The 20,188-nt window shown below is 69.9% G+C and carries 15 protein-coding genes; 5 read left to right on the top strand and 10 right to left on the bottom strand.

All coding sequences use genetic code 11. The features are described from left to right. From D7V88_RS23660 to D7V88_RS23650, 3 genes are all read left to right on the top strand, one after another. The coding region (locus D7V88_RS23660) for a hypothetical protein (RefSeq protein ID WP_120542916.1) at nt 1–541 on the top strand (541 nt) is incomplete at its 5' end. A gap of 79 nt (nt 542–620) precedes the next feature. After that, nucleotides 621–1,196: a YceI family protein gene (locus D7V88_RS23655; protein WP_120542915.1), complete on the top strand. Its 576-nt coding sequence runs from the start codon at nt 621–623 to the stop codon at nt 1,194–1,196. Further along, nucleotides 1,193–1,999, top strand: a complete 807-nt coding sequence (locus tag D7V88_RS23650) for a QcrA and Rieske domain-containing protein (protein WP_120542914.1) — start codon at nt 1,193–1,195, stop codon at nt 1,997–1,999. Before D7V88_RS23655 ends, D7V88_RS23650 begins: the two co-directional genes overlap by 4 nt. Before the next feature lie 36 nt (nt 2,000–2,035). Here D7V88_RS23650 and D7V88_RS23645 read toward each other — a convergent pair whose 3' ends face one another. The 3 genes from D7V88_RS23645 to D7V88_RS23635 form a co-directional block, all read right to left on the bottom strand. Continuing rightward, nucleotides 2,036–3,259 carry a CBS domain-containing protein gene (locus D7V88_RS23645; RefSeq protein WP_120542913.1) on the bottom strand — a complete coding sequence of 408 codons (1,224 nt, stop codon included), beginning with the start codon at nt 3,257–3,259 and terminating at the stop codon, nt 2,036–2,038. Between the two features lie 143 nt (nt 3,260–3,402). Continuing rightward, nucleotides 3,403–4,512 carry an ArsA family ATPase gene (locus tag D7V88_RS23640; RefSeq protein ID WP_120542912.1) on the bottom strand — a complete coding sequence of 370 codons (1,110 nt, stop codon included), beginning with the start codon at nt 4,510–4,512 and terminating at the stop codon, nt 3,403–3,405. Beyond that, a complete protein-coding gene (locus D7V88_RS23635) occupies nt 4,509–5,465 on the bottom strand; it encodes an ArsA family ATPase (RefSeq protein WP_244238343.1) in 957 nt (318 codons plus the stop codon). The genes D7V88_RS23640 and D7V88_RS23635 overlap by 4 nt, the downstream gene beginning before the upstream one ends. Nucleotides 5,466–5,879: 414 nt before the next feature. Between D7V88_RS23635 and D7V88_RS23630 the strand changes: the two genes are divergently transcribed. After that, a complete protein-coding gene (locus D7V88_RS23630; RefSeq protein ID WP_158625134.1) occupies nt 5,880–6,311 on the top strand; it encodes a SpoIIAA family protein in 432 nt (143 codons plus the stop codon). Between the two features lie 49 nt (nt 6,312–6,360). Here D7V88_RS23630 and D7V88_RS23625 read toward each other — a convergent pair whose 3' ends face one another. Next, nucleotides 6,361–7,044 (bottom strand): hypothetical protein, encoded by a 684-nt coding sequence (locus D7V88_RS23625; protein ID WP_120542910.1) that lies wholly within the window; start codon nt 7,042–7,044, stop codon nt 6,361–6,363. A 170-nt stretch (nt 7,045–7,214) separates the two neighbouring features. Between D7V88_RS23625 and D7V88_RS23620 the strand changes: the two genes are divergently transcribed. Continuing rightward, the gene (locus D7V88_RS23620; RefSeq protein ID WP_147448836.1) at nt 7,215–7,634 is read left to right on the top strand and encodes an STAS/SEC14 domain-containing protein; all 420 of its coding nucleotides are present in this window, start codon (nt 7,215–7,217) and stop codon (nt 7,632–7,634) included. 112 nt (nt 7,635–7,746) lie between these two features. On the opposite strand, the gene D7V88_RS23615 is transcribed toward D7V88_RS23620, so the two are convergent. The 6 genes from D7V88_RS23615 to D7V88_RS23590 form a co-directional block, all read right to left on the bottom strand. After that, the gene (locus tag D7V88_RS23615; RefSeq protein WP_120542908.1) at nt 7,747–8,193 is read right to left on the bottom strand and encodes a hypothetical protein; all 447 of its coding nucleotides are present in this window, start codon (nt 8,191–8,193) and stop codon (nt 7,747–7,749) included. A 124-nt stretch (nt 8,194–8,317) separates the two neighbouring features. Beyond that, nucleotides 8,318–10,651 (bottom strand): RCC1 domain-containing protein, encoded by a 2,334-nt coding sequence (locus D7V88_RS23610; protein WP_120542907.1) that lies wholly within the window; start codon nt 10,649–10,651, stop codon nt 8,318–8,320. Between the two features lie 69 nt (nt 10,652–10,720). Next, complete coding sequence (locus tag D7V88_RS23605) at nt 10,721–13,060, bottom strand: RCC1 domain-containing protein (protein WP_244238342.1); 2,340 nt, start codon at nt 13,058–13,060, stop codon at nt 10,721–10,723. Nucleotides 13,061–13,151: 91 nt separating this feature from the next. Continuing rightward, on the bottom strand, nt 13,152–15,503 hold the full coding sequence (locus D7V88_RS23600) for an RCC1 domain-containing protein (RefSeq protein ID WP_372241110.1): 2,352 nt from the start codon (nt 15,501–15,503) through the stop codon (nt 13,152–13,154). Nucleotides 15,504–15,698: 195 nt separating this feature from the next. After that, complete coding sequence (locus tag D7V88_RS23595; RefSeq protein WP_120542905.1) at nt 15,699–18,044, bottom strand: RCC1 domain-containing protein; 2,346 nt, start codon at nt 18,042–18,044, stop codon at nt 15,699–15,701. A 614-nt stretch (nt 18,045–18,658) separates the two neighbouring features. Continuing rightward, entirely contained in the window at nt 18,659–19,942 is a 1,284-nt protein-coding gene (locus D7V88_RS23590; RefSeq protein ID WP_208726432.1) for a serine/threonine protein kinase, read from the bottom strand. Nucleotides 19,943–20,188: the final 246 nt, after the last annotated feature.

Here is a 20,188-nt window from a genome sequence, read left to right as displayed (position 1 = left end):
GCCCTCCACGGGCACCCCCAGCTCGGAGCCCAGCCTGGACTTCGACCTGCTCGCGCCGGAGGCGGAGGCCTCGGCGGGCCTGTTGGATCCGGAGCTGGACAGTCAGCTCAAGACGCGGCGCACCATGCTCCTGCTGCACCAGGGACTGGGCCTGGGCATGGCGGGTGGCCTCACGGCGGCCACGGTGCTGGGGCAGATCCAGTTCAACCGCTCGTTCCGGGGCGGCGGGGATGACCGGTCGCTGCTCGCCTGGCACCGGGGCGTCGTCATCGGCACGTCGCTGCTGTTCGCCACCGTGGGCGCGCTGGGCATCCTGGCGCCGGACCCCGTGGAGCGCGCCTTCCAGTGGGACTCGGTGACGTTCCACAAGATCTTCATGGGCCTGGCCACCGCCGGCATGGTGGCGCAAGCCGTGCTGGGCATCCTGGCCACGCAGAGCTTCGGCGAGCTCCAGGAGCCGAAGTACGCCACCGCGCACCAGGTGGTTGGCTATGCCACGTTGGGCTGCGTCGCCGCGGGCATCGTGACCCTCACCTTCTGACCTCAACCCCCCCGCCGTGAATGTCTCCGCACGCCGGCCGTTGTGCGGAGGCAGAGACGTACCCCCTCTGGAGGACGCCGTGATTGTTCGACGACTCGCCACGCTTGCCGCCCTGATGCTCGCGCTTCCCGCCGCCGCGCAGGACGCCCCGCGGCTGTACTCGGTGAAGAAGGACGCCAGCACGCTCACCTACAAGCTCATCCACAAGCTGCACGAGGTGTCCGGCAAGGCGGCTCCCAGCGAGGGCAAGGCCGTGCTGAAGCCGGACGGCACCCTCCAGGTGGCCGTGCGCGCGCAGGTGAAGGACTTCGATTCGCAGAACTCCAACCGCGACACGCACATGCTGGAGGTGACGGAGGCGGCGAAGTATCCGCTCATCACGCTCCAGGCCGTGGCCTCGGGCGTGAAGGCCCCCGCGACCTTCCCGGGCTCCGTGCCGGTGGTCCTCAAGGGCAAGCTGACCTTCCACGGCGTGACGAAGGACGTGGAGGTCCCCATGACGGTGAAGTTCACGTCCGCCAAGCAGGTCACCGCGGACGGCACCTTCGAGATCAGCCTGGAGGGCTACAAGATTGAACGCCCCACGCTGCTGATGGTGAAGGTGGAAGACAAGCTGGTGCTGGAGCCCCACCTCGTCTTCCAGGAGGGCACGTGAGCTCGTCGCGTCGAGACTTCTTCAAGAAGCTGTTGGGCACGGGCGTCGCCGTCGCGGGGATTCCCGCGTGCGCGCCGGACATCGACCCCTCGCCGCTGCTGGACGTGCCCGCCCCTGGCGAGGACGGCATCGTGTCGCTGGTGGTGCAGCGCTACCCGGACCTGTCCCGCGTGGGCGGGTCCGTGACGCTGCGCTTTCCGGGCGGCACCGGGCAGGAGAACCTGCTGGTGGTGCACCCCTCGGACAGCACCTACGCGGTGTTGTCCGCCACCTGCACCCACGTGGGCTGCCCCATGGGCTTCGATGGCACGGAGGCCGTGTGCCCCTGCCACCTGTCGCGCTACGACATCACGGGCGCGGTGACGAACGCGCCGGCCACGGTGCCGCTGAAGGCGTACGTGGCCACGTACAACGCGGGCACCCAGGTGCTGAGCATCTCGCTCAAGTCCGGTGACGACGCCTTCCCGGCGGTGATCAACGGGACGCTGACCCTGCCGTTCTCCCAGTTCCCCGCGCTCCAGGACACGGGCGGCATGGTGAGCGGCAATCCCAACGGCTACGGCAAGACGGTGTTCATCTTCAAGCTGGCGGACGGCACCTATTCGGCGGTGGACTCCGTCTGCCCGCATCAGGGCTGCGAGGTGGGGTTCGAGTCGAGCATCGACGGACTGCTCTGCCCCTGCCACGCGTCCCAGTTCAGCAAGGGCGGCGTCCTGACCCCGGGGACGGGCCTGGCGACCAGCGACCTGAAGAAGTTCACCGCGACGTCGGATGCGTCCGGGGTGGTCGTCACCATCACGTGAGGCGCGGGCTTCGTGCGCCGCGCCTCACGGGCGTGGCTAGCGAAGCCGGCTCCAGAACGAGCGCCGCGAGGAGATGCGTTCCAGCGCGTCCTGCAACTCCTCGTCCTGATCCGCGCGGCTGGCGATGTCCCCCAGCGCGATGATGCCCACGAGCCGGTCGTCGGGCTCCACGACGGGGACGCGGCGCACCTGTCTGCGTCCCATCAGGTCGATGACGCCGTGCAGGTTCTCCTCCGGCAGCACCACCTCGATGTCCTCCGTCATCACGTCCGCCGCGCGCAAGCCGTCCACCGCCCGGCCGCCGGCGAAGGCGCGCAGCGCGAGGTCCCGGTCCGTGACGAGCCCCAGCAGCCGCCCCTCCGCGTCCACGATGGGCACGACGCCGCAGTCCTCATCCTTCATCAACTGGGCCACCTCGCGCAGGGTGCTGTCGCGACGGGCGGTGCGCACCGCGCGGGTCATGATGTCGCGCGCGGTGAGCGGCTCACGCTGCCACCTGCGTCGCGAGGACGGGGCCGGCGTGGAGCGCGCGGGCTGTTCGCGCGGCACCTGGGGCCGGCGGTCGCGCAGGAGGGGCTCCTCGCCGCCGTAGCCGGTGCGGTCCCAGTCGCGGTAGTCCGCGCGCTGGGGCTGCATCTCGAGTTCCTGGTCCCCCATCGTGCTTCCAGGGAGCTGTGTGGCGGTGGAGCGCGCGTACTGCTCTTCGCGATCCCGGGCCTCTTGTCGGGCGGCGGAGCGCCCGTCCGGGTCGTCGCGCTTGTAGGGGCTCTGGACGGCGACCGAGCGCGGGTCCTGGTCGTCGCGACCAGGAGTGTCCTGGGCGGCGGTGGAGCGCGCGTCCCCGGCGTCCCGGTCGTAGGGCCGCTGTCCGGTGGCGGAGCGCGTGTTCCGCCCGTCGCGCTCACGCGGCCACTGTCCGGTGGCGGAGCGGACGTCCCGGTCATCGCGGCCGTAGGGGCCCACGCTGCCGCCGTGCTCGCCTTCGCGGTCCTCGCGCCAGGCGCCGGTGTCATCCACGTCGGTGCGCACCTGGCCCAGGCGCCACGCGGCGGCGCGGTGGAAGCGTCCCTGGCGGGCGGCCGGTTCCTCGTCGCGCGCGGGGTTCCACCCGCTCACGTCGGATTCGGCGCGCTCCCGCGAGCCCGGAGGCGCCGCGTCCGGTGGACGGTGCGTGGCCATGGCGTCGGTGGGCGGGGTGGACCGGTCCGCACGCCCCAGGTCCTGCCGGCCGTTTCCGTTGCTGTAGTCCTTGGTTCCCATGTGCGTCGCAAGCCTCCTCGCTTGACGAACATGGGAAGCCGGAGGGAGCGCGCAAAGCTCCAGCCGACCGGGAGCGGCGACGGTCGCCCGTCCGCCCTGCACGGCGGGAGGAAGCCAGGGCCCCGGCGCGCGGGGCCCGGACGTCAGGCGACGGTGAGCGCTTCGCCCAGGTGCACGAGTCCCCGGAAGTCCTCCAGGTCCGCGCCCGCGTCCGGCGCGGCGATGGCCATCGCACCCAGGGGCAGCCCCTCCGCCAGCCTCGCCAGCAGCGAACGGTGGGCCGTCGCGCGCGCGTCCTCCACGCCCGCCAGGTGCTCCAGCGCGAGCACGGCGTCGGTGTCCACGGCGTTGAGGGCGTGGGGCTTCAGGTTGGCGGCCGGGGCCAGTCCATCCTCGCGCGCCCAGCTTCGGTTGAGCACATAGCCCGCGAAGGGCAGGCCGCGCGCCAGGAGCGTGTCCTTGAAGAAGGTGGCCTCGCGCAGCGCGGCGGCCTCCGGAGAGGTGACGAGCAGGAAGGCCGCGTCCTTTGACGCGAGCTGCGCGCGCAGCCGCTCCGTGTGCAGGCGGATGCCGGCGAACAGGCCGCCGAAGGCCCCCACGAAGGTGCGCATCTCCTGCGCGAAGCCTCCGCCGAAGACGCCATCCAGCACCTTGCCCACCAGCGCCTGCGCGCCCTGCCACAGGCGGCCGGTGCGGCTGGAGTCGGGGCCGAAGAGGGAAATCACCCGGTCATCCAGGAAGCGCGCCAGCCGGCCCGGCGCCTCCAGGAAGTCCAGCGCGTGGCGGCTGGGCGGGGTGTCCAGGAGGATGAGGTCGTAGTGGCCGTCCGTGAGGAAGCTGTCCAGGGCCTCGGCGGCGGCGTACTCCTGCACGCCCGCCACCAGCTCCGACAGGAAGCGGTACAGCCGGTGGTCCAGGATGGCGCGCGCGGCGCTCTCCGTGGCGGACAGCTTGCGCACCATGCGCTCGAAGATGACGCGCGGCTCCAGCATCCACACGTCCAGCCGGCCCTCGCCCTGGGGGCCGTCCGCGTAGAGGCGCTCCGGGGGCACCGTGGTGGGCTCCGGGCCGTTCTCCTTCAGCCCCATGGCCTCCGCCAGCCGGCGCGCCGGGTCGATGGTGAGCACCAGCACGTGGCGCCCCGCGCGCGCCGCGGCCACGCCCAGCGCCGCCGCCGTCGTCGTCTTGCCCACCCCTCCAGCGCCGCACAGGACGATGACCCGCTTGTCGCGCAGCATGGCGTCCAGGTTCATGGCGTGGCCTCCCGGCCGCCGGGGTGGGCGGCCTCCTCGAGTGTGGGCACCAACAGCTCCGACAGCCGCTCCACCAGCGCCGGGCCGGTGAGGGCCAGGTCCGGCAGCCCCCATTGTGGCACGGCCGTGCCGGCCTGGAGCCGCTGACGGGCCTCCCGGGCGCGCTCCAGCCGCTCCAGCGCCCGCTGTCCCCGGTGCGGCCCATGGGTTTCCAACAATCGCCCCAGCGCCGCGAGTGACTCCGGCGTGAAGGGGTCCTCCGGCAGCCGGTTGAGCACCGCGACGGACAGGGGCAGGCCCACGTCCTTCAGCTCCTTGGCCAGCGACAGCGTCTCGCTCACCGGCAGGGGCTCCGGCAGCGTCGTGAGCACCACGCCGGTGCGCTTCGGGTCCTGCAACAGGTCCAGGCCCTCGCGCATGGCGCGGCCAATGGGCCCGCCCGGGATGAGCGACAGCAGGCTTCGGGGCAGCGTGGCCAGCGCCATCGCGTGGCCGGTGGCTGGCAGGTCCAGCACCGCCAGCGGGTACAGGGGGCGGCCATCCGGGTGCGTGCGCCGCACCAGCGTCAGCATCTGGTACAGCAGCCCCATCTCCTTGAGCGCGGGCCCGGCCTCCAGGAAGCGCCGGAGCGCGCGCGAGCGCAGCGCGGCCTCCGCCAGCCACTTCGCCGGCAGCGTCTCCTCCAGGAACTGGCGGTGGCCCTCGGCGGCGGACAGGCGCACGAAGGACAGGTTCTGCCGCACCGGGACGACCTTCGCCCCGGCGTCCTTCGCGCCCACCAGACCCGCCAGGGTGGACGGGCCGCCCTCGTCCGGGGACAGCTCCGCCAGCAGCACCGGACGCCCGGAGCGCGCCGCCGCCACGGCCATGGCCGCGGACAGCGTCGTCTTCCCCACGCCGCCCTTGCCCGACACGAGCACGGCGCGCTTGTTCCACAAGGAGTCCAACACCACGCCCCCATCCACACGCGCCTTCGCGCGCGACTCTTCACAGTGAGCAAGGAGGCGCGCCCCGACAACCGGTCGGCGGCGCAACCACGGGCGAACGTCCGCACGGTCGCCCGCCGGCAATCATACCGGCATCTGTTCACCACCCGGCAGACCCTCCCCCCCTGGAAAAACCCGGGCCGGGCCTCCGGCGTTCACCCGCCGCCGTTCCCCCGCGCACGAGTGTCCACGACGCGACGGCAATCACCGCACCCCTCCCAGGGGGCCACCCCTGGGAGCGCGGGAGTGGGACCCGTGGGGTCGCGTGGTGTCGCCTCACCCGGGAAAGAGGACATCTCGGGCTGGTGGCGTTGCTCCGGTTTTGAGTACCCTCGGAGACTCTGCGTGGGAGAGGGTATGGCAGCGCTACGGGAATGGGTCTTGGGGACACAGCGGGTGTCGCTGGAGTCGTCCGACGTCCTCTGGGCGACGGTCCGCGGCACCTTCTCCGAGGAGGAGGCGCGCCAGCTCACGGTCCTGCTCCAGGAGCAGTACGCGGAGCTGGGGCGGCCCTACTACCTCGTGGTGGACCTGGGGGGCTCCATGGGGCCCGTGGCGGAGGAGACCGCGCAGTCGGTGGCGCCGCGCAAGCTCCTGGCCGAACACGTGCGCCCCGAATGGTTCCAGGCCATCGTCTTCTTCGGGGGCAAGCGCTCCCAGCGCGAGGTGCTGCAGGCGCTGGTGGTGGCGCTCCAGTTCACCGGCCGCATCCGGCTGGAAGCCCGGTTCCTGGAGACCCGCAAGGAAGCCCGCGAGTGGCTGGAGGCGCACCGGCAACAGCACACCCCGCCTCCCGCCGAACCGCTCCCCTGAAGGCTTGCGTGAAGCCCTCCACGGGGCGCGGGGGAGGCGCGGGCCGTCTTCAGTGGACGGCCCAGCGCTCGGCGATCTCCTCGCACGCGAGCACCACGTCCCCCAGCCGGCGGATGTGCGCGCGCGGCGCGACGAACAGCGACCCCGCGAACACGTCCACCACGGTCATCAGCCGGTGGTCCGCCGGGCCCAGCCGGCACAGGTGCTGTTCGGCGAAGCGCTGCAGGAGCGTGCCGATGTACTGCCCCGACCGTTCATCCAGCGGCTGCGTCTTGGAGAAGTAGAGCTTCATCAACCCCACGCGCGGCTGGCCCTGCTTGTCCAGCCGCTGCACCACCACCTCCGGACGCACGCTGATGGTGACGCCCGCCATCTCCAGCACCGGCGGCTCCGCCCCCACGGCGCTGATGATGGCGTCGTCCAGGTCCAGCCACGGCACCAGGTCCGCGAAGCGCTCCAGCGCCTCCGAACACAGTTGCATGCGCTGCGCCTCGAACTCCGACGTCGGCACCGCGCAGGCGAACCGGCGCTGGGCCTCCTTCAGCACGTTCATGTCCAGACCGCGGCACAGGAAGTCGGTGACGGCGTACGACGCCTCCGGATAGCGCAGGTACTGGGCATCCGGCGGGTGCTTCTGGTCATGGATGATGCGCTTCCTGCGGGCGGGCGTCGCGATGAGGTATTCGCCCAGCTTGTTGACCGACACTCGCGGCATTTCACGGGTTTCCGGCACGGTGATTCCCCCTCTGGAAGGCTGTCGGAATGGGTACACAGTACAGAGGGGGTCTGACATCCAAAGGACAGGCAGGACCTGCCCTGAAGGGCAGGTTCGCGGGGCGGCTCTTCCCTCGGGCGGAGGGGGTCGGCGTAGGGTAGGGAAGGCCTGAACGGGGGGAGTACCAAATGGATCAATCACGCGAATGGACGTGCGGCGCGCATCGCATCCGGATGATCGCGCCGGACGCCTTGCATACGCGGTACGTGGGACTGGTGGGATTGCAGGACGCGAAGTGGTGTTTGCGCGTCTACGAGGAGATGGCGGTCCACGGGCCGTTCTACCTGGTGGCGGAAGTGCAGGGTTCGGAGCTGCCGACCGAGTCGCGCAAGTACCTGGCGAACAACGTGCGCGCGGAGTGGATGCGCTCGGTGGTGTACGTGGGCTCGGACCTGACGCAGCGGGTGGTGGGCAAGGCGATGTCGGTGGCCATGCTGCTCACCGGGCACGCGGCCAGCTTCGACACGGTCTTCGTGGACACGATGACGCAGGCGCAGGCGTGGGTGGACACCCACCGCCTGGAGCACGCCCCGCGCCGCGTGGGGTGATGCGGGCCGGATGAACGCAACCAGGGCCAGGACGGGGCGGTGTGCCCCGGTTCCTGGCCCGGCGGTCCGTCGCTGTCTGTCGGTGCGGTGCGCGCGAAGAGGACGTCTGTCTTCAGCGCTCGCGGTCCGGAGAGCGGTCCGGGTGGCCGTAGCGGTACACGTCGGAGAGGGGATTGGTGCCCGCGTCGCTGCGAGGCCCGTCGCCGTCCGGAAGCTCGTCCAGCGAGGCGCCAGGAGCCCGTTCACGCGGGTCGTACGGATGCAGGCCGCTGGCGTCGCGGGGCGTCAAGTCGCCGTCGTCCGTGTCGTCGCTGGCCTCACGGGGACGGACGCCCTTCTCGTCGGCCTCGGTGAGCTCGCGGTGGGGCGTACGTTCGTCATCGTCCACGTCGGGACGCGGGTGGGCCTTGCGATCCGCCTCTTCATCGCGCGGCGAGGAGGACGAGGAGCCCTGGCCTTCACGGGGCGCGGACGCGTCATCCTGGGGTGCGCCCGTGGGGCGACCGTAGAAGTCCTCGGCGGGCTGCGGGGGCGTCTGACGCTTGTTGTTGTCGGCCATGATGGATTCCTCCGTCCGACTGACGTTCGTAACGGTCCCCGTGTCCGGCAACCTGCTTCGGTACCGGCCACGCTGAGGCCGAAGGGCAGGCGGGCAGGCGTCACGGCCCTCCCCGCGAACGGTGTCAGGGCGACACGAGGAGGATGCTCCCGGCGAGCGCTGGCGCTTCGTCATCCCCGATGGCGCGCACGTGGCCCTGGCCCAGTTGTCCGGTGCTGTTGAAGCCCCAGCACAGCGCGCGGCCGTTGGAGAGCACGGCGCAGGTGTGCTGGCCCCCGGCGGTGAGGAACACGGCGGGAGCGCCGCCCACGTCGATGCTGGCCGCGATGGGCGCGGACAGGGAGCGGACGTTGCCGTAGCCCAGCCGGCCCCGGGCGCCGTTGCCCCAGCACTTGAGCTGGCCGGACTCCAGGAGGGCGCAGGTGTGTTGGGCGCCGGTGGCCACCTGGACGGCGCGCAGGCCGTAGCCCAGCTCCACCTGGGTGCGGGGCGTGGCGTAGTCGGGGTTGCCGCTGCCCACCTGGCCCGTGCTGTTGGCGCCCCAGCAGCGCACGGCGCCGGATTCCAGGAGGGCGCAGGTGTGGTTGCCGCCCAGGGCGAGCTGCACGGTGATGCCGCCCACGTCCACGTCCCCGGCGGTGGAGGGCAACTCGGTGTCACCCACATCGTCGTCACGGCTGTAACCCAGTTGTCCGAAGCTGTTGGCGCCCCAGCAGCGGATGCGGCCGGAGAAGAGCAGCGCGCAGGTGTGGTTGCCGCCCGCGACCAGGTCCTGCACGGGAGCGCCCACGGGGACATCGTCGGTGGGCGGGGCTTCGTCGTCGCCCAGGTCGAGGAGGTTGCCGTACCCAAGCTGTCCGCGAGCATTGGCGCCCCAGCAGCGCACGCGGCCGGAGGTGAGCAGCGCGCAGGTGTGCTGGTCCCCGGCGGTGATGCGCAGCGCGCGGGCGCCGCCCAGGTTGACGGTGCCCACGTGGGTGATGGGCTCGTCGTCGCCGATGCCGCGCACGTGGCCCAGTCCCAGTTGGCCGAAGGCGTTGGCGCCCCAGCAGCGCACGAGGCCGGTGGAGAGCAGGGCGCAGGTGTGGCCCAGGCCGGTGGCCAGTTGCACGGCCTTCTCCCCGGGCGCCAGGGGCACGGGTCCCACGGACGCGGGCGTTTCATCGTCACCGACGTGGGTGGTGCTGGTGTAGCCGAGCCGTCCCTGCGCGCCGCTGCCGAAGCAGCGCACGGAGCCGTCGTTGAGCAGGGCGCAGGTGTGGCTGTCCCCAGCGTGGAGCTGGGCGACGTCGGTGGGGCCGCCGGTGCGCACGGGGGCGTCGGGGAACTGCTGCGCGCCCAGGCGGTAGGTGGCGGTGGTGCGGCCCCCGGCGGCGTCGGTGACTTGCAGGGTGAGGCGGCCCTGGAGCGACGTGGCGTAGTGCTGGAGGACGGTGGGGTTGGCCTGGGTGGTGAAGCCCGGGGCGGGGGTGATGGGGGCATCCGGCGCGAAGCTCCACGCGTAGCCCAGCGTCTGGGCCGGCTGGTCGTCGGAGACGGACGCGGTCCACGCCACATCGGAGGTGCCGGCGAGGCGCGACGCGGACAGGCCCTTGATGACGGGATTGAAGAGCACGCGCACGGTGGTGCCCAGAGAATCGGTGGAGCGGTCGGCGGGGAGGACGCGCGTGACGAAGGTGGCGCTGACGGAGTGCCCCGCCGGATTCGTGACGGTGAGCGAGTGCGTGTAGTCCGTGGGGCTGGGGAGGCCGAAGGGTGGCAGGTAGCGGGAGACGAAGGCGCCGGAGGTCCCGGTGAGGGTGAACGTGCCGCTCGCGGGCAGGAAGGTGCCACCGTCGGGGGCGGCGGTGAGGGTGAAGGTCAGGGCCTCGCCGGAGGTGGCCTCGACGAAGAAGGTGAGGGTGGCGGGCTGGCCGAAGACGAACTCGCCGGGAAGCTGGATGCGCGGGATGCGAGGCAGCGTGATGGGCGCGCCATCCGGAGGGGCGAGCGTGAGGGCCACCGTCTCCCGGTCCGCGACGAGCGTCTGCGTGGTGCTGCCCTGGAAGAGGAGCGCATCGCTGCCACTGAACGCACGGGCGATGAACGTGAGCGCGCGGTGGCGCGGCAGGGACGGCAGGGTGCCGGACCATCCGGAGGGCGAAGGCACCAGGTCGAAGTTCGAGAACAGCGCGCTGTGGCTGGCCGCGTCCTCCACGTCGATGCGGATCCGCGCCACGTCCGCGAACGTGGAACCGAACGGTTGGAGGCGCAGCGCCCCCGGTGTCTGGGATTCGGAGGAGGCGGAGTCCGCGGCGACGGTGAAGCTGACGGAGGTCGTGGGCTCCGGAGCCGTGTCTCCCGGCGGGAGCGGAGCGGTGCACGCGGACGCGATGCACAGCAGGAGCGCGAGGCGTGACAGCACGGCGCGAGGGGCGCGGCCCATGAAGGAGGTCGGACGGATGTCTGGCTTCGTCATGCGAGGACCCGCGCGTGGGGGGACGATGATGCGGGCGCCGGAGGAGGGGCGCCCGCATCCTGGGAGAGATTACGGTGTTGGCGGCAGGAGTTGGATGTCCTGGGTGGGCGTCGCCACGTTGCTGGTGTTGCCGTAGCCGAGCTGACCCAGGTTGTTCTGACCCCAGCAGCGGGCCTTGCCGGTGGAGAGCAGGGCGCAGTTGTAGAAGCCCTTGGAGGCGAACAGTTGGTACGCGGTGGCGCCCCCCAGGTTGACCGCTCCCGACGGGAGGCTGCGGTTGCTGGTGTCGCCGGTGCCCAGCTCACCGTAGCCGTTGTAGCCCCAGCACTTCACCGCGCCCGTCGCGAGCAGGACGCACATGTGATCGCGGCCGGTGGACACCTGAAGGACCTTGTCGCCTCCCAGGTCCACGGGGGTCGTCTGGGAAAGCCGGACGGAGGACCAATCACTGCCGCGGCCGAGCATCCCGTAGCTGTTGTAACCCCAGCAGCGGATGTTGCCCGTTTGGAGCAGGGCGCAGGTGGCGTAGCTGCCCACGCTCACCTGTGACACCGGGCCGCCGACATCGATGGGGGGCTGACTTGCTGGCAGCTCATTGTCCCCGACGTCATTGAGGTGGGTGTAGCCGAGCTGGCCACTGCCGTTCAGGCCCCAGCACGACAGCCTGCCGGTGGAGAGCAGGGCGCAGGTATGCATGAGGCCCGCGGAGATGTCCGTGGCGACGGCGCCGCCCAGGTCCACGTCGCCCGCCTTCCAGGGCTGCTCGTCGTCACCGATGTTGTTCTTGTGGCCGTAGCCAAGCTGGCCGTACTGGTTGCGGCCCCAGCAGCGCACCTTGCCCGTGGCCATCACCGCGCAGGTGTGGTCGCCGCCCGAGGAGACGCGGATGGCGGGGCCGCCCAGGTTGACGTAGCCGAAGCTGGCCACCGGCTCGCCATCGCCCACGGCGTCAGTGTTGTTGTAACCGAGCTGCCCGTAGGTGTTCTGGCCCCAGCAGCGCACCAGGCCCGTGTCCAGCAGTGCGCACGAGTGGTTGCCACCCACGGCCAGCTTCGTGGCCTTGCCGAGGATCTTCACTTCGCCGGCCGTGTACGGCAGCTCGTTGTCACCGAGATTCTGGGTGCTCTCGTAGCCCAACTGTCCGAAGGCCCCGTAGCCCCAGCACCGCACCGAGCCGTTGTTGAAGAGGGCGCAGCTATGATCAAAGCCGCCAGCAAGCGTGTTGACGCCGTCGAGGGGCCCTTCCGCGACGGGATTGTCGGGGAACTGCTCCGGGGTGAGCTTGTAGGTGAGCGTGGTGGTGCCGTTGTTGCCATCCTTCACGGAGAGCTTCAGGTCGCCCTGCACGGCGGTGGTGTAGTTCTGGAGCGTGGAGGGGTTCGTCGTGCCCGTGAAGGCCGGCACCGGATCCGGCGTGGTGCCCGAGGCCGGGGTGAAGCTCCACGCATAGCTGAGCGCCTCCTGCGCACCGTCATCGCTCACGTCGGCGGTGAAGATGACGTTGCCGGTGTCCCGCACGCGCAGGCCGTTGAGGCCATTGATGACGGGGTTGAAGAGCACGGCGACGGTGGTGTCGATGACGCCGCTGGAGGTCTCGTTGGGCTTCACCTTGGTGGTGAAGGTGGTGCTGACGGAGTGGCCGGCGGCGTTCGTCACCGTGACGGTGTGGGAGAAGACGGTCTCCGTGGAGACGGTGGGCGGCGTGTACTGGGAGACGAAGGCCCCGGCCGTGTTTTGCAGGGTGATGGCCATGAGGCCATTGAGCGGGGAGAAGGTGCCGCTGCCCACGACGTCGGAGGTGATGGCGTAGCGCAGCAGCACGCCGTTGGTGGCTTCCACCGCGAAGGTGATGTTGCCGGACTGCGCGGAAGCGAAGGCGCTGGGGATGCTGATTCTACGGATGCGGGGCAGCGCGATGACGGCGTTGTTGTTGGCCGGAGCGAGGGGAATGGTGACGGTCTCGTGGTCCAGGTTCAACGTCGCATCAAGGGACCCCTCGAAGAGAGGGGTGCCAGCGGCGTTGAGGGCGCGAGCGGAGAAGGTGAGCGCCTTGCCCTTGGGCAGAAAGGGAAGGGTGCCCGTCCATGCGCCAGCGGAGGTGAAGAGGTCGAAGTTCTTGAAGATGACGGCGCCACCGACACCCTGCTCGGCGACATCGACGCGGATGCTAGCGACATCGGCGTAGGAGAAGGCGAGCGCGGAGACACGGCCCTGCTTCACGGTTTCAGCGAAGATGTCCTGGGCGCCAATGGAGACGGAGACCTCGGACTGGTTCTGCTGCTGGGAGGTGGTGTCCGGGGGCGTCGTCGTGCCGGAGCTACAGCCAGCGACCCACGGTGCGGAGAGGGACAGCAGTAGCGCGCCCAACATGCCGCGCGAACGGAACCAGCGGGGAGACGTTCTCTTCACAGTCGACTCCTGAAAACCAAAGGGAACTGCGCCGACGGCGGCAGCAAGCGCGGGCGCCCCGGTGTGGCGGGCGCCCGCGAGGTTTCAGCGATTACGGCGTCGGGGGCAGGAGCTGGATCTCGCTCACGGCGGACGGCAGCTCGGTGTCACCGATGGTCGTGGTGTTTCCCTGTCCAAGCTGCCCGAAGTTGTTGCGACCCCAGCATCGGGCCTTGCCGGTGGACAGCAGTGCGCAGGTGCCCAAGGAGGAGGCACTGAGCTGATAGGCAGTCGTCGCTCCGCCCAGATCCACCGCGCCTCCAGGCAGGTCCAGGGTCGTCGTGTTGCCATAGCCCAGCTCCCCGGAGGTGTTGCGGCCCCAGCACCGCACGCTGCCCGTGGAGAGCAGGGCGCAGGAGTGGCCGCCACCCGAGGTCACCTGCAAGGCGGTGGTCCCACCCAGGTTCACCATCGTCGAAGCGGCGAGGAGGTTGACGAAGCAGCGCTGCGCACCGTACTCGGGGCAGTAGTTGACGAAGTCGCTGTAGAGGGCGTTGCCCGTCTCTCCACCATCATTGCTGCCCCAGCAGATGACGCTGCCCGACTTCAGCAGGGCACAGGTGTTGTGCGCGCTGGCGCTGATCTGCGCGACGGGGCCCTTCGGTTCGAACGCGACCTGGCTGCTCGGCAGCTCGTTGTCGCCGATGTGGTTGATGTGTGCGTACCCGAGCTGGCCCAGGCCGTTGCGGCCCCAGCAGAGCATCTTGTTGTTGGAGAGCAGCGCGCAGGTGTGGTTGTCGCCCGCGACGACATCCGTGGCGGTGGCACCGCCCAGGTCCACGTCACCGGCCTTCCAGGGCTGTTCATCGTCACCGATGCTGTTGATGTGGCCATAGCCGAGCTGGCCGTACTGATTGCGTCCCCAGCAGCGCACCTTGCCCGTCGCCATCACCGCGCAGGAGTGCTCCAGGCCCACCGTGATGCGGACGGCCGCACCGCCCAGGTTGACGTAGCCGAAGCTGGCCACCGGCTCGCCATCGCCCAGGTTGTCCTTGCTGTTGTACCCGAGCTGCCCGTACGTGTTCTGGCCCCAGCAGCGCACCAGGCCCGTATCCAGCAGCACGCACGAGTGGTTGCCACCCGCCGCCAGCTTCGTGCCCTTGCCAAGGATCTTCACGGCACCGGCCGTGTACGGCAGCTCGTTGTCACCGATGCTCTGGGTGTTCTCGTAGCCCAACTGTCCGAAGGCCCCGTAGCCCCAGCACCGCACCGAGCCGTCATTCAGCAGCGCGCAGGAGTGGTTCGAACCCGCGCGGATGCTGTTGATGCCATCGAGGGGGCCTTCGGCGACGGGATTGTCGGGGAACTGATCCGGGGTGAGCTTGTAGGTGAGCGTGGTGGTGCCGCTGTTGCCATCCGTGACGGAGAGCTTCAGGTCGCCCTGCACGGCGGTGGTGTAGTCCTGGAGCGTGGAAGGGTTCGTCGCGCCCGTGAAGGCAGGCACCGGATCCGGCGTGGTGCCCGAGGCGGGAGTGAAGCTCCATGCGTAGCTGAGCGCCTCCTGCGCACCATCGTCACTCACGTCCGCCGTGAAGATGACGTTGCCGGTGTCCCGCACGCGCAGGCCGTTGAGGCCGTTGATGACGGGGTTGAAGAGCACGGCGACGGTGGTGTCGATGACGCCACTGGAGGTCTCGTTGGGCTTCACCTTGGTGGTGAAGGTGGTGCTGACGGAGTGCCCGGCTGCGTTCGTCACCGTGACGGTGTGCGCGAAGACGGTCTCCGTGGAGACGGTGGGAGGCGTGTACTGGGAGACGAAGGCGCCCGCCGTGTTCTGCAACGTGATGGCGCCGTTGAGCGGAGAGAAGGTCCCACTGCCGGCGATGGCGGAGGTGATGGCATAGCGCAACACCTCCCCGTTGGTGGCCTCCACCGCGAAGGTGATGTTGCCCGACTGCGAAGAGGCGAACGCGCTGGGGATGCTGATTTTACGGATGCGAGGCAGGGCGATGACGGCGTTGTTGTTGGCTGGAGCCAGCGGGATGGTGACGGTTTCGTGGTCCAGGTTCAGCGTCGCATCGAGGGAGCCCTCGAAGAGGAGGGTGCCAGCGGCGTTGAGGGCGCGGGCGGAGAAGGTGAGGGCCTTGCCCTTGGGGAGAAAGGGGAGGGTGCCCGTCCAGGCGCCAGCGGAGGTGAAGAGGTCGAAGTTCTTGAAGATGACGGCGCCACCGACGCCCTGCTCGGCGACATCGACGCGGATGCTGGCGACATCGGCGTAGGAGAAGGCGAGCGCGGAGACACGGCCCTGCTTGACGGCCTCGGCGAAGATGTCCTGGGCGCCGATGGAGACGGAGACCTCGGACTGGTTCTGCTGCTGGGAGGTGGTGTCCGGAGGCGTCGTCGTGCCGGAGCTACAGCCGACAACCCACGGTGCGGAGAGGGACAGCAGCAGCGCGCCCAACATGCCGCGCGAACGGAACCAGCGGGGAGACGTTCTCTTCACGAAGAACTCCTGAATGCGATGAAGGAAATTCCCAATGGCGACCATTGGGAGAGGGGAGGCACGACCCCGGGCGGGCAGGACCGCCGCGACCGCCCGGGCTTTGACGTGGAGGACAGCAGGCGCCCGGTGTGAAGGGCGCCCGCGAGGTGTCAGCGATTACGGCGTCGGAGGCAGGAGCTGGATGTCGCCCGCGGCGGACGGCTGCTCGTTGTCACCGATGTGGTTGGTGCTGCTGTAGCCGAGCTGACCGGAGTTGCCCTGGCCCCAGCAGCGCGCCTTGCCGGTGGAGAGCAGGGCGCAGGTGTGGTTTCCGGAGGAGGTCGCCACCTGGTACGCGGTGGCGCCATCCAGGTCCACGGCCGCGCCCGGCGTGTTGCGTGCCGTGGTGGAGCCGTAGCCCGTCTGGCCGTAGGTGGCGAGGCCCCAGCACCGCACGCTGCCGGTGGAGAGCAGGGCGCAACTGTGGTTGCCACCCGCGGACACCTGCAGAGCGCTGGTTCCCAGGTCGATGGGGCCCGCATCCTTGAGCAGGATGGCGCCGCTGGCCTGACCGGTGCCCATCTGGCCCGAGCTATTGGCACCCCAGCACCGCACCGTCCCCGTCTTCAGCAGGGCACAGGTGTGGTTGATGCCCGCGGTGATCTGCGAGACCGGACCTCCCGGCGTCACCTGCTGCGCGCTGCCGGGCAGCTCGGTGCCACCGATGTTCAGGGCGTGGGTCTGCCCCAACTGACCCCAGAGGTTGTAGCCCCAGCAGAGCATCTTCTCGTTGGAGAGCAGCGCGCAGGTGTGGGCCGCGCCCGCGACGACGTCCGTGGCGGTGACATCGCCGATGTTCACGTCGCCGGCCTTCCAGGGCTGCTCATCGTCGCCAATGCTGTTCGTGTGGCCATAGCCGAGCTGGCCGTGGTGGTTGCGGCCCCAGCAGCGCACCTTGCCCGTGGCCATCACCGCGCAGGAGTGCTCGCCGCCCACCGCGATGCGGATGGCCGGACCGCCCAGGTTGACGTAGCCGAAGCTGGCCACCGGCTCGCCATCGCCCACGTTGTCCTTGCTGTTGTAGCCGAGCTGCCCGTAGGTGTTCTGGCCCCAGCAGCGCACCAGGCCCGTGTCCAGCAGCGCGCACGTGTGGTTGCCACCCACGGCCAGCTTCGTGGCCTTGCCGAGCAGCTTCACCTCGCCCGCGATGTGCGGCAGTTCGTTGTCACCGATGTTCTGGGTGTTCTCGTAGCCCAACTGTCCGAAGGCCCCATGGCCCCAGCAGCGCACCGAGCCGTCATTCAGCATGGCGCAGGTGTGATTGTCGCCGCCGCGAATCGTGTTGATGCCGGAGAGAGGCCCCTCCGCGACGGGATTGTCGGGGAACTGGTCCGGAGTGAGCTTGTAGGTGAGCGTGGTGGTGCCGTTGTTGCCATCCGTCACGGCGAGCTTCAGGTCACCCTGCACGGCGGTGGTGTAGTTCTGGAGCGTGGAGGGGTTCGTCGCGCCCGTGAAGGCCGGCACCGGAGCCGGCGTGGTGCCCGAGGCCGGGGTGAAGCTCCACGCGTAGCTGAGCGCTTCTTGCGCACCATCGTCACTCACGTCCGCCGTGAAGATGACGTTGCCCGTCTCGCGGACGCGCAAGCCGTTGAGGCCGTTGATGACGGGGTTGAAGAGGACGGCGACGGTGGTGTCGATGACGCCACTGGAGGTCTCGTTGGGCTTCACCTTGGTGGTGAAGGTGGTGCTGACGGAGTGGCCGGCGGCGTTCGTCACCGTGACGGTGTGCGCGAAGACGGTCTCCGTGGAGACGGTGGGAGGCGTGTACTGGGAGACGAAGGCCCCTGCGGTGTTCTGCAAGGTGATGGCGCCATTGAGCGGGGAGAAGGAACCACTGCCCGCGACGGCGGAGGTGATGGCGTAGCGCAGCGCCTCCCCGTTGGTGGCCTCCACCGCGAAGGTGATGTTGCCGGACTGGGCGGAAGCGAAGGCGCTGGGGATGCTGATTCTACGGATGCGGGGCAGCGCGATGACGGCGTTGTTGTTGGCTGGAGCGAGGGGAATGGTGACGGTCTCGTGGTCCAGGTTCAGCGTCGCATCGAGGGAGCCCTCGAAGAGGAGGGTGCCGGCGGCGTTGAGAGCGCGAGCGGAGAAGGTGAGGGCCTTGCCCTTGGGAAGGAAGGGCAGGGTGCCCGTCCATGCGCCAGCGGAGGTGAAGAGGTCGAAGTTCTTGAAGATGACGGCGCCACCGACGCCCTGCTCGGCGACATCGACGCGGATGCTGGCGACGTCGGCGTAGGAGAAGGCGAGCGCGGAGACACGGCCCTGCTTGACGGCCTCGGCGAAGATGTCCTGGGCGCCAATGGAGACGGAGACCTCGGACTGGTTCTGTTGCTGGGAGGTGGTGTCCGGGGGCGCCGTCGTGCCGGAGCTACAGCCGACAACCCACGGTGCGGAGAGGGACAGCAGCAGCGCGCCCAAGACGCCGCGCGAACGGAACCAGCGGGGAGACGTTCTCTGCACGAAAACTCCTGCAAGGACAGCGGGGAGGATGACAGACAGCGAAAGAAGGGCCCCAATGGCACGCATCAGGCACACGCCAGCCTGACGTGCCCGGAGCGACGGCCCTGGAGACACGTTTCCCGTGCCGGGCTCCCTCGGAGCACGGTCGGGTTGCGTCACGGAAAATGGAGGGATTGGACGGACTTCCGTCGCACCGGGGGGACACCCGGTGCTTCAGCGTGTGTCTGTACAGCGAAAAGCGGAAACGACAGTGGCAGCGGCTTGAATGACTGTCACGCCTTTTATTGGTTTCCGCGAAAGCGTGTCAATGTCTGGGTTTGCGCTGACTTGGGGGTGGGAAACGTGCCAGTCGCGGTGGACCCGCGCCGTGACGGGATTTGTCAGCCCCGGGCGGGAGGCCTCGGAACACGGCCCGATGGGACGGGTCGGCGGGGTGACGCACCGGGTTGATGAGGGAATGGAAAAAGGCAAATCACGGAAGCTTCGTGAAACACATTGAAGGTTCACGGAACGTAGGATTCCCGTCCTCCCCGGGTGCCGCCTGGAATGGACGAACGGCGGCACCCCGTTGGTCCTGGGAGACTCGGGTAACGGGCGTCCCAGCGCGGCCCGGTTCACACCGGTTCGTGCCCGTCGTCGTCCTCGTCCAGGGCTTCCTCGTCCGGTCCCGCCAGCTCGTCCAGCCCCTCCAGGTCCACGGGGAGGGGCTCGTCGTTCACGTTCGGCGTCACGTCGTCGCCCCCGAGGAACGGCGGCGGCACCACCGGCTCGGAGGCCATCGCGGCTTCGTCGGACGTCAGCTCCGCCGGGTGCAGGCCCCCCTCCAGCAGCTCCGCTTGATTGCGCCGGCCGGTGGCCTCCCTCGCCGCCTCGGACACCTCCTCCGCCGCGGCCTGTCGTCCGTACCCGGGCGCGTGCTGGCGCAGCCACTCGCGCAGGACTCCGGCCAGGTCCGCCGCCGAATCGAAGCGCTCCGACGGCACCTGTCGCAGCGCCCGGACGGTGGCGACCCGCAGCCCCTCCGGCACGTCGCGCGCCAGGTGCTCCACCTCCCTGGAGCCCAGCATCGCCATCCGCGCCGCCACCTCCGTCAGCGGCATCCACGTGGGGCCCTGGGCCTCCACCAGGGGCAGGTCCGGCGGAGGCGGGGGCGCCGCGTCCCCCAGCGTGAGCGGGTGCGTGCCCGTCAGCACCTCCAGGAGCACCAGCCCCAGGCTGAACAGGTCGCTTCGAGCATCCAGCGGCTCGCGCCGGAGCGCCTCCGGGGACGCGTACGCCACGTCCCCCTTCACCAGGGGCCGGCTGGTGATCTCCCGGCCGGGCAGCGTGGAGAACGCGGCGGTGAAGTTCGTGAGCTTCACCTCGCCGTGCACGCCCAACCTCAGATTCCGGGGGCTCACGTCGCGGTGGATGATGTGGAGCGGCCGGTTCCACTCGTCGCGCAGCGTGTGCGCGTGGTGCAGGGCTTCGGCCACTTCGGAGACCACCCACGCGGCGAAGGCCGGGGACATGGGCTTTCTGCGCATGGCCACCAGGTTCAGCACCGTGTCCAGCGACCGGCCCTCCACGTACTCCATCACCACGTGCGGCACGCCCCGGTACGCCTTCAGGTGGTAGACCTTCGCGATGCCGGGGTGGTTGAGCCGGAACGTCAGCTCCACCTCCTCCACCAGCCGACGGCGCTCCACGAAGCCGGACGGATTGCGCAGCCGCTTGATGACCACCGGGCCGCCCAGCCCGCCCCGGTAGCGTCGGCGCGCCAGCATCAACAGCTCCCCGGTGGCGCGCACCTCCAGCTTGCGCACGAACTCGAAGGCCGTGCCGCCCACCGTGAACAGCACTCGCGGCCGGCGAGGCACGCCGGGAATCTCCTCCGTCGTCGTATCGGGGGTCTTCATGTCCTGCCTTTCAACCTCTCAGGTCGAGCGGGAATCGCTCAACCCCGCAGGTAGCACAAACCCCGTCGCGGGGAAAACCTCCAGGGTCGTCAGGATTCATTGTGACCCTGGAGGTCTATCGGTCCCGGTGCAATCCCAGACGCCGGGCCCAGCGCTCCCACAGGCGCCGCCACGCGAGCCTCCGGGCCACGCGCCAGGGCATGGGTGGCGGCAGGGGCGCGGCCAGCCCCAGGGACGGGGCGGGCC

Origin of the sequence: Corallococcus terminator (genome assembly GCF_003611635.1) — a bacterium.
GTDB lineage: Bacteria > Myxococcota > Myxococcia > Myxococcales > Myxococcaceae > Corallococcus > Corallococcus terminator.
Note: the sequence above shows the minus strand (reverse complement) of the source record. Positions and strands in the feature narration are given on the sequence as shown.

Excerpts from the sequence above, each read along its gene's own strand:
- D7V88_RS23645 (WP_120542913.1), bottom strand. The coding sequence starts at position 3,259 with ATGGGAACCAAGGACTACAGCAACGGAAACGGCCGGCAGGACCTGGGG.
- D7V88_RS23640 (WP_120542912.1), bottom strand. The coding sequence starts at position 4,512 with ATGAACCTGGACGCCATGCTGCGCGACAAGCGGGTCATCGTCCTGTGC.
- D7V88_RS23620 (WP_147448836.1), top strand. The coding sequence starts at position 7,215 with ATGGATCAATCACGCGAATGGACGTGCGGCGCGCATCGCATCCGGATG.
- D7V88_RS23615 (WP_120542908.1), bottom strand. The coding sequence starts at position 8,193 with ATGGCCGACAACAACAAGCGTCAGACGCCCCCGCAGCCCGCCGAGGAC.
- D7V88_RS23610 (WP_120542907.1), bottom strand. The coding sequence starts at position 10,651 with ATGACGAAGCCAGACATCCGTCCGACCTCCTTCATGGGCCGCGCCCCT.
- D7V88_RS23600 (WP_372241110.1), bottom strand. The coding sequence starts at position 15,503 with ATGTTGGGCGCGCTGCTGCTGTCCCTCTCCGCACCGTGGGTTGTCGGC.
- D7V88_RS23590 (WP_208726432.1), bottom strand. The coding sequence starts at position 19,942 with ATGAAGACCCCCGATACGACGACGGAGGAGATTCCCGGCGTGCCTCGC.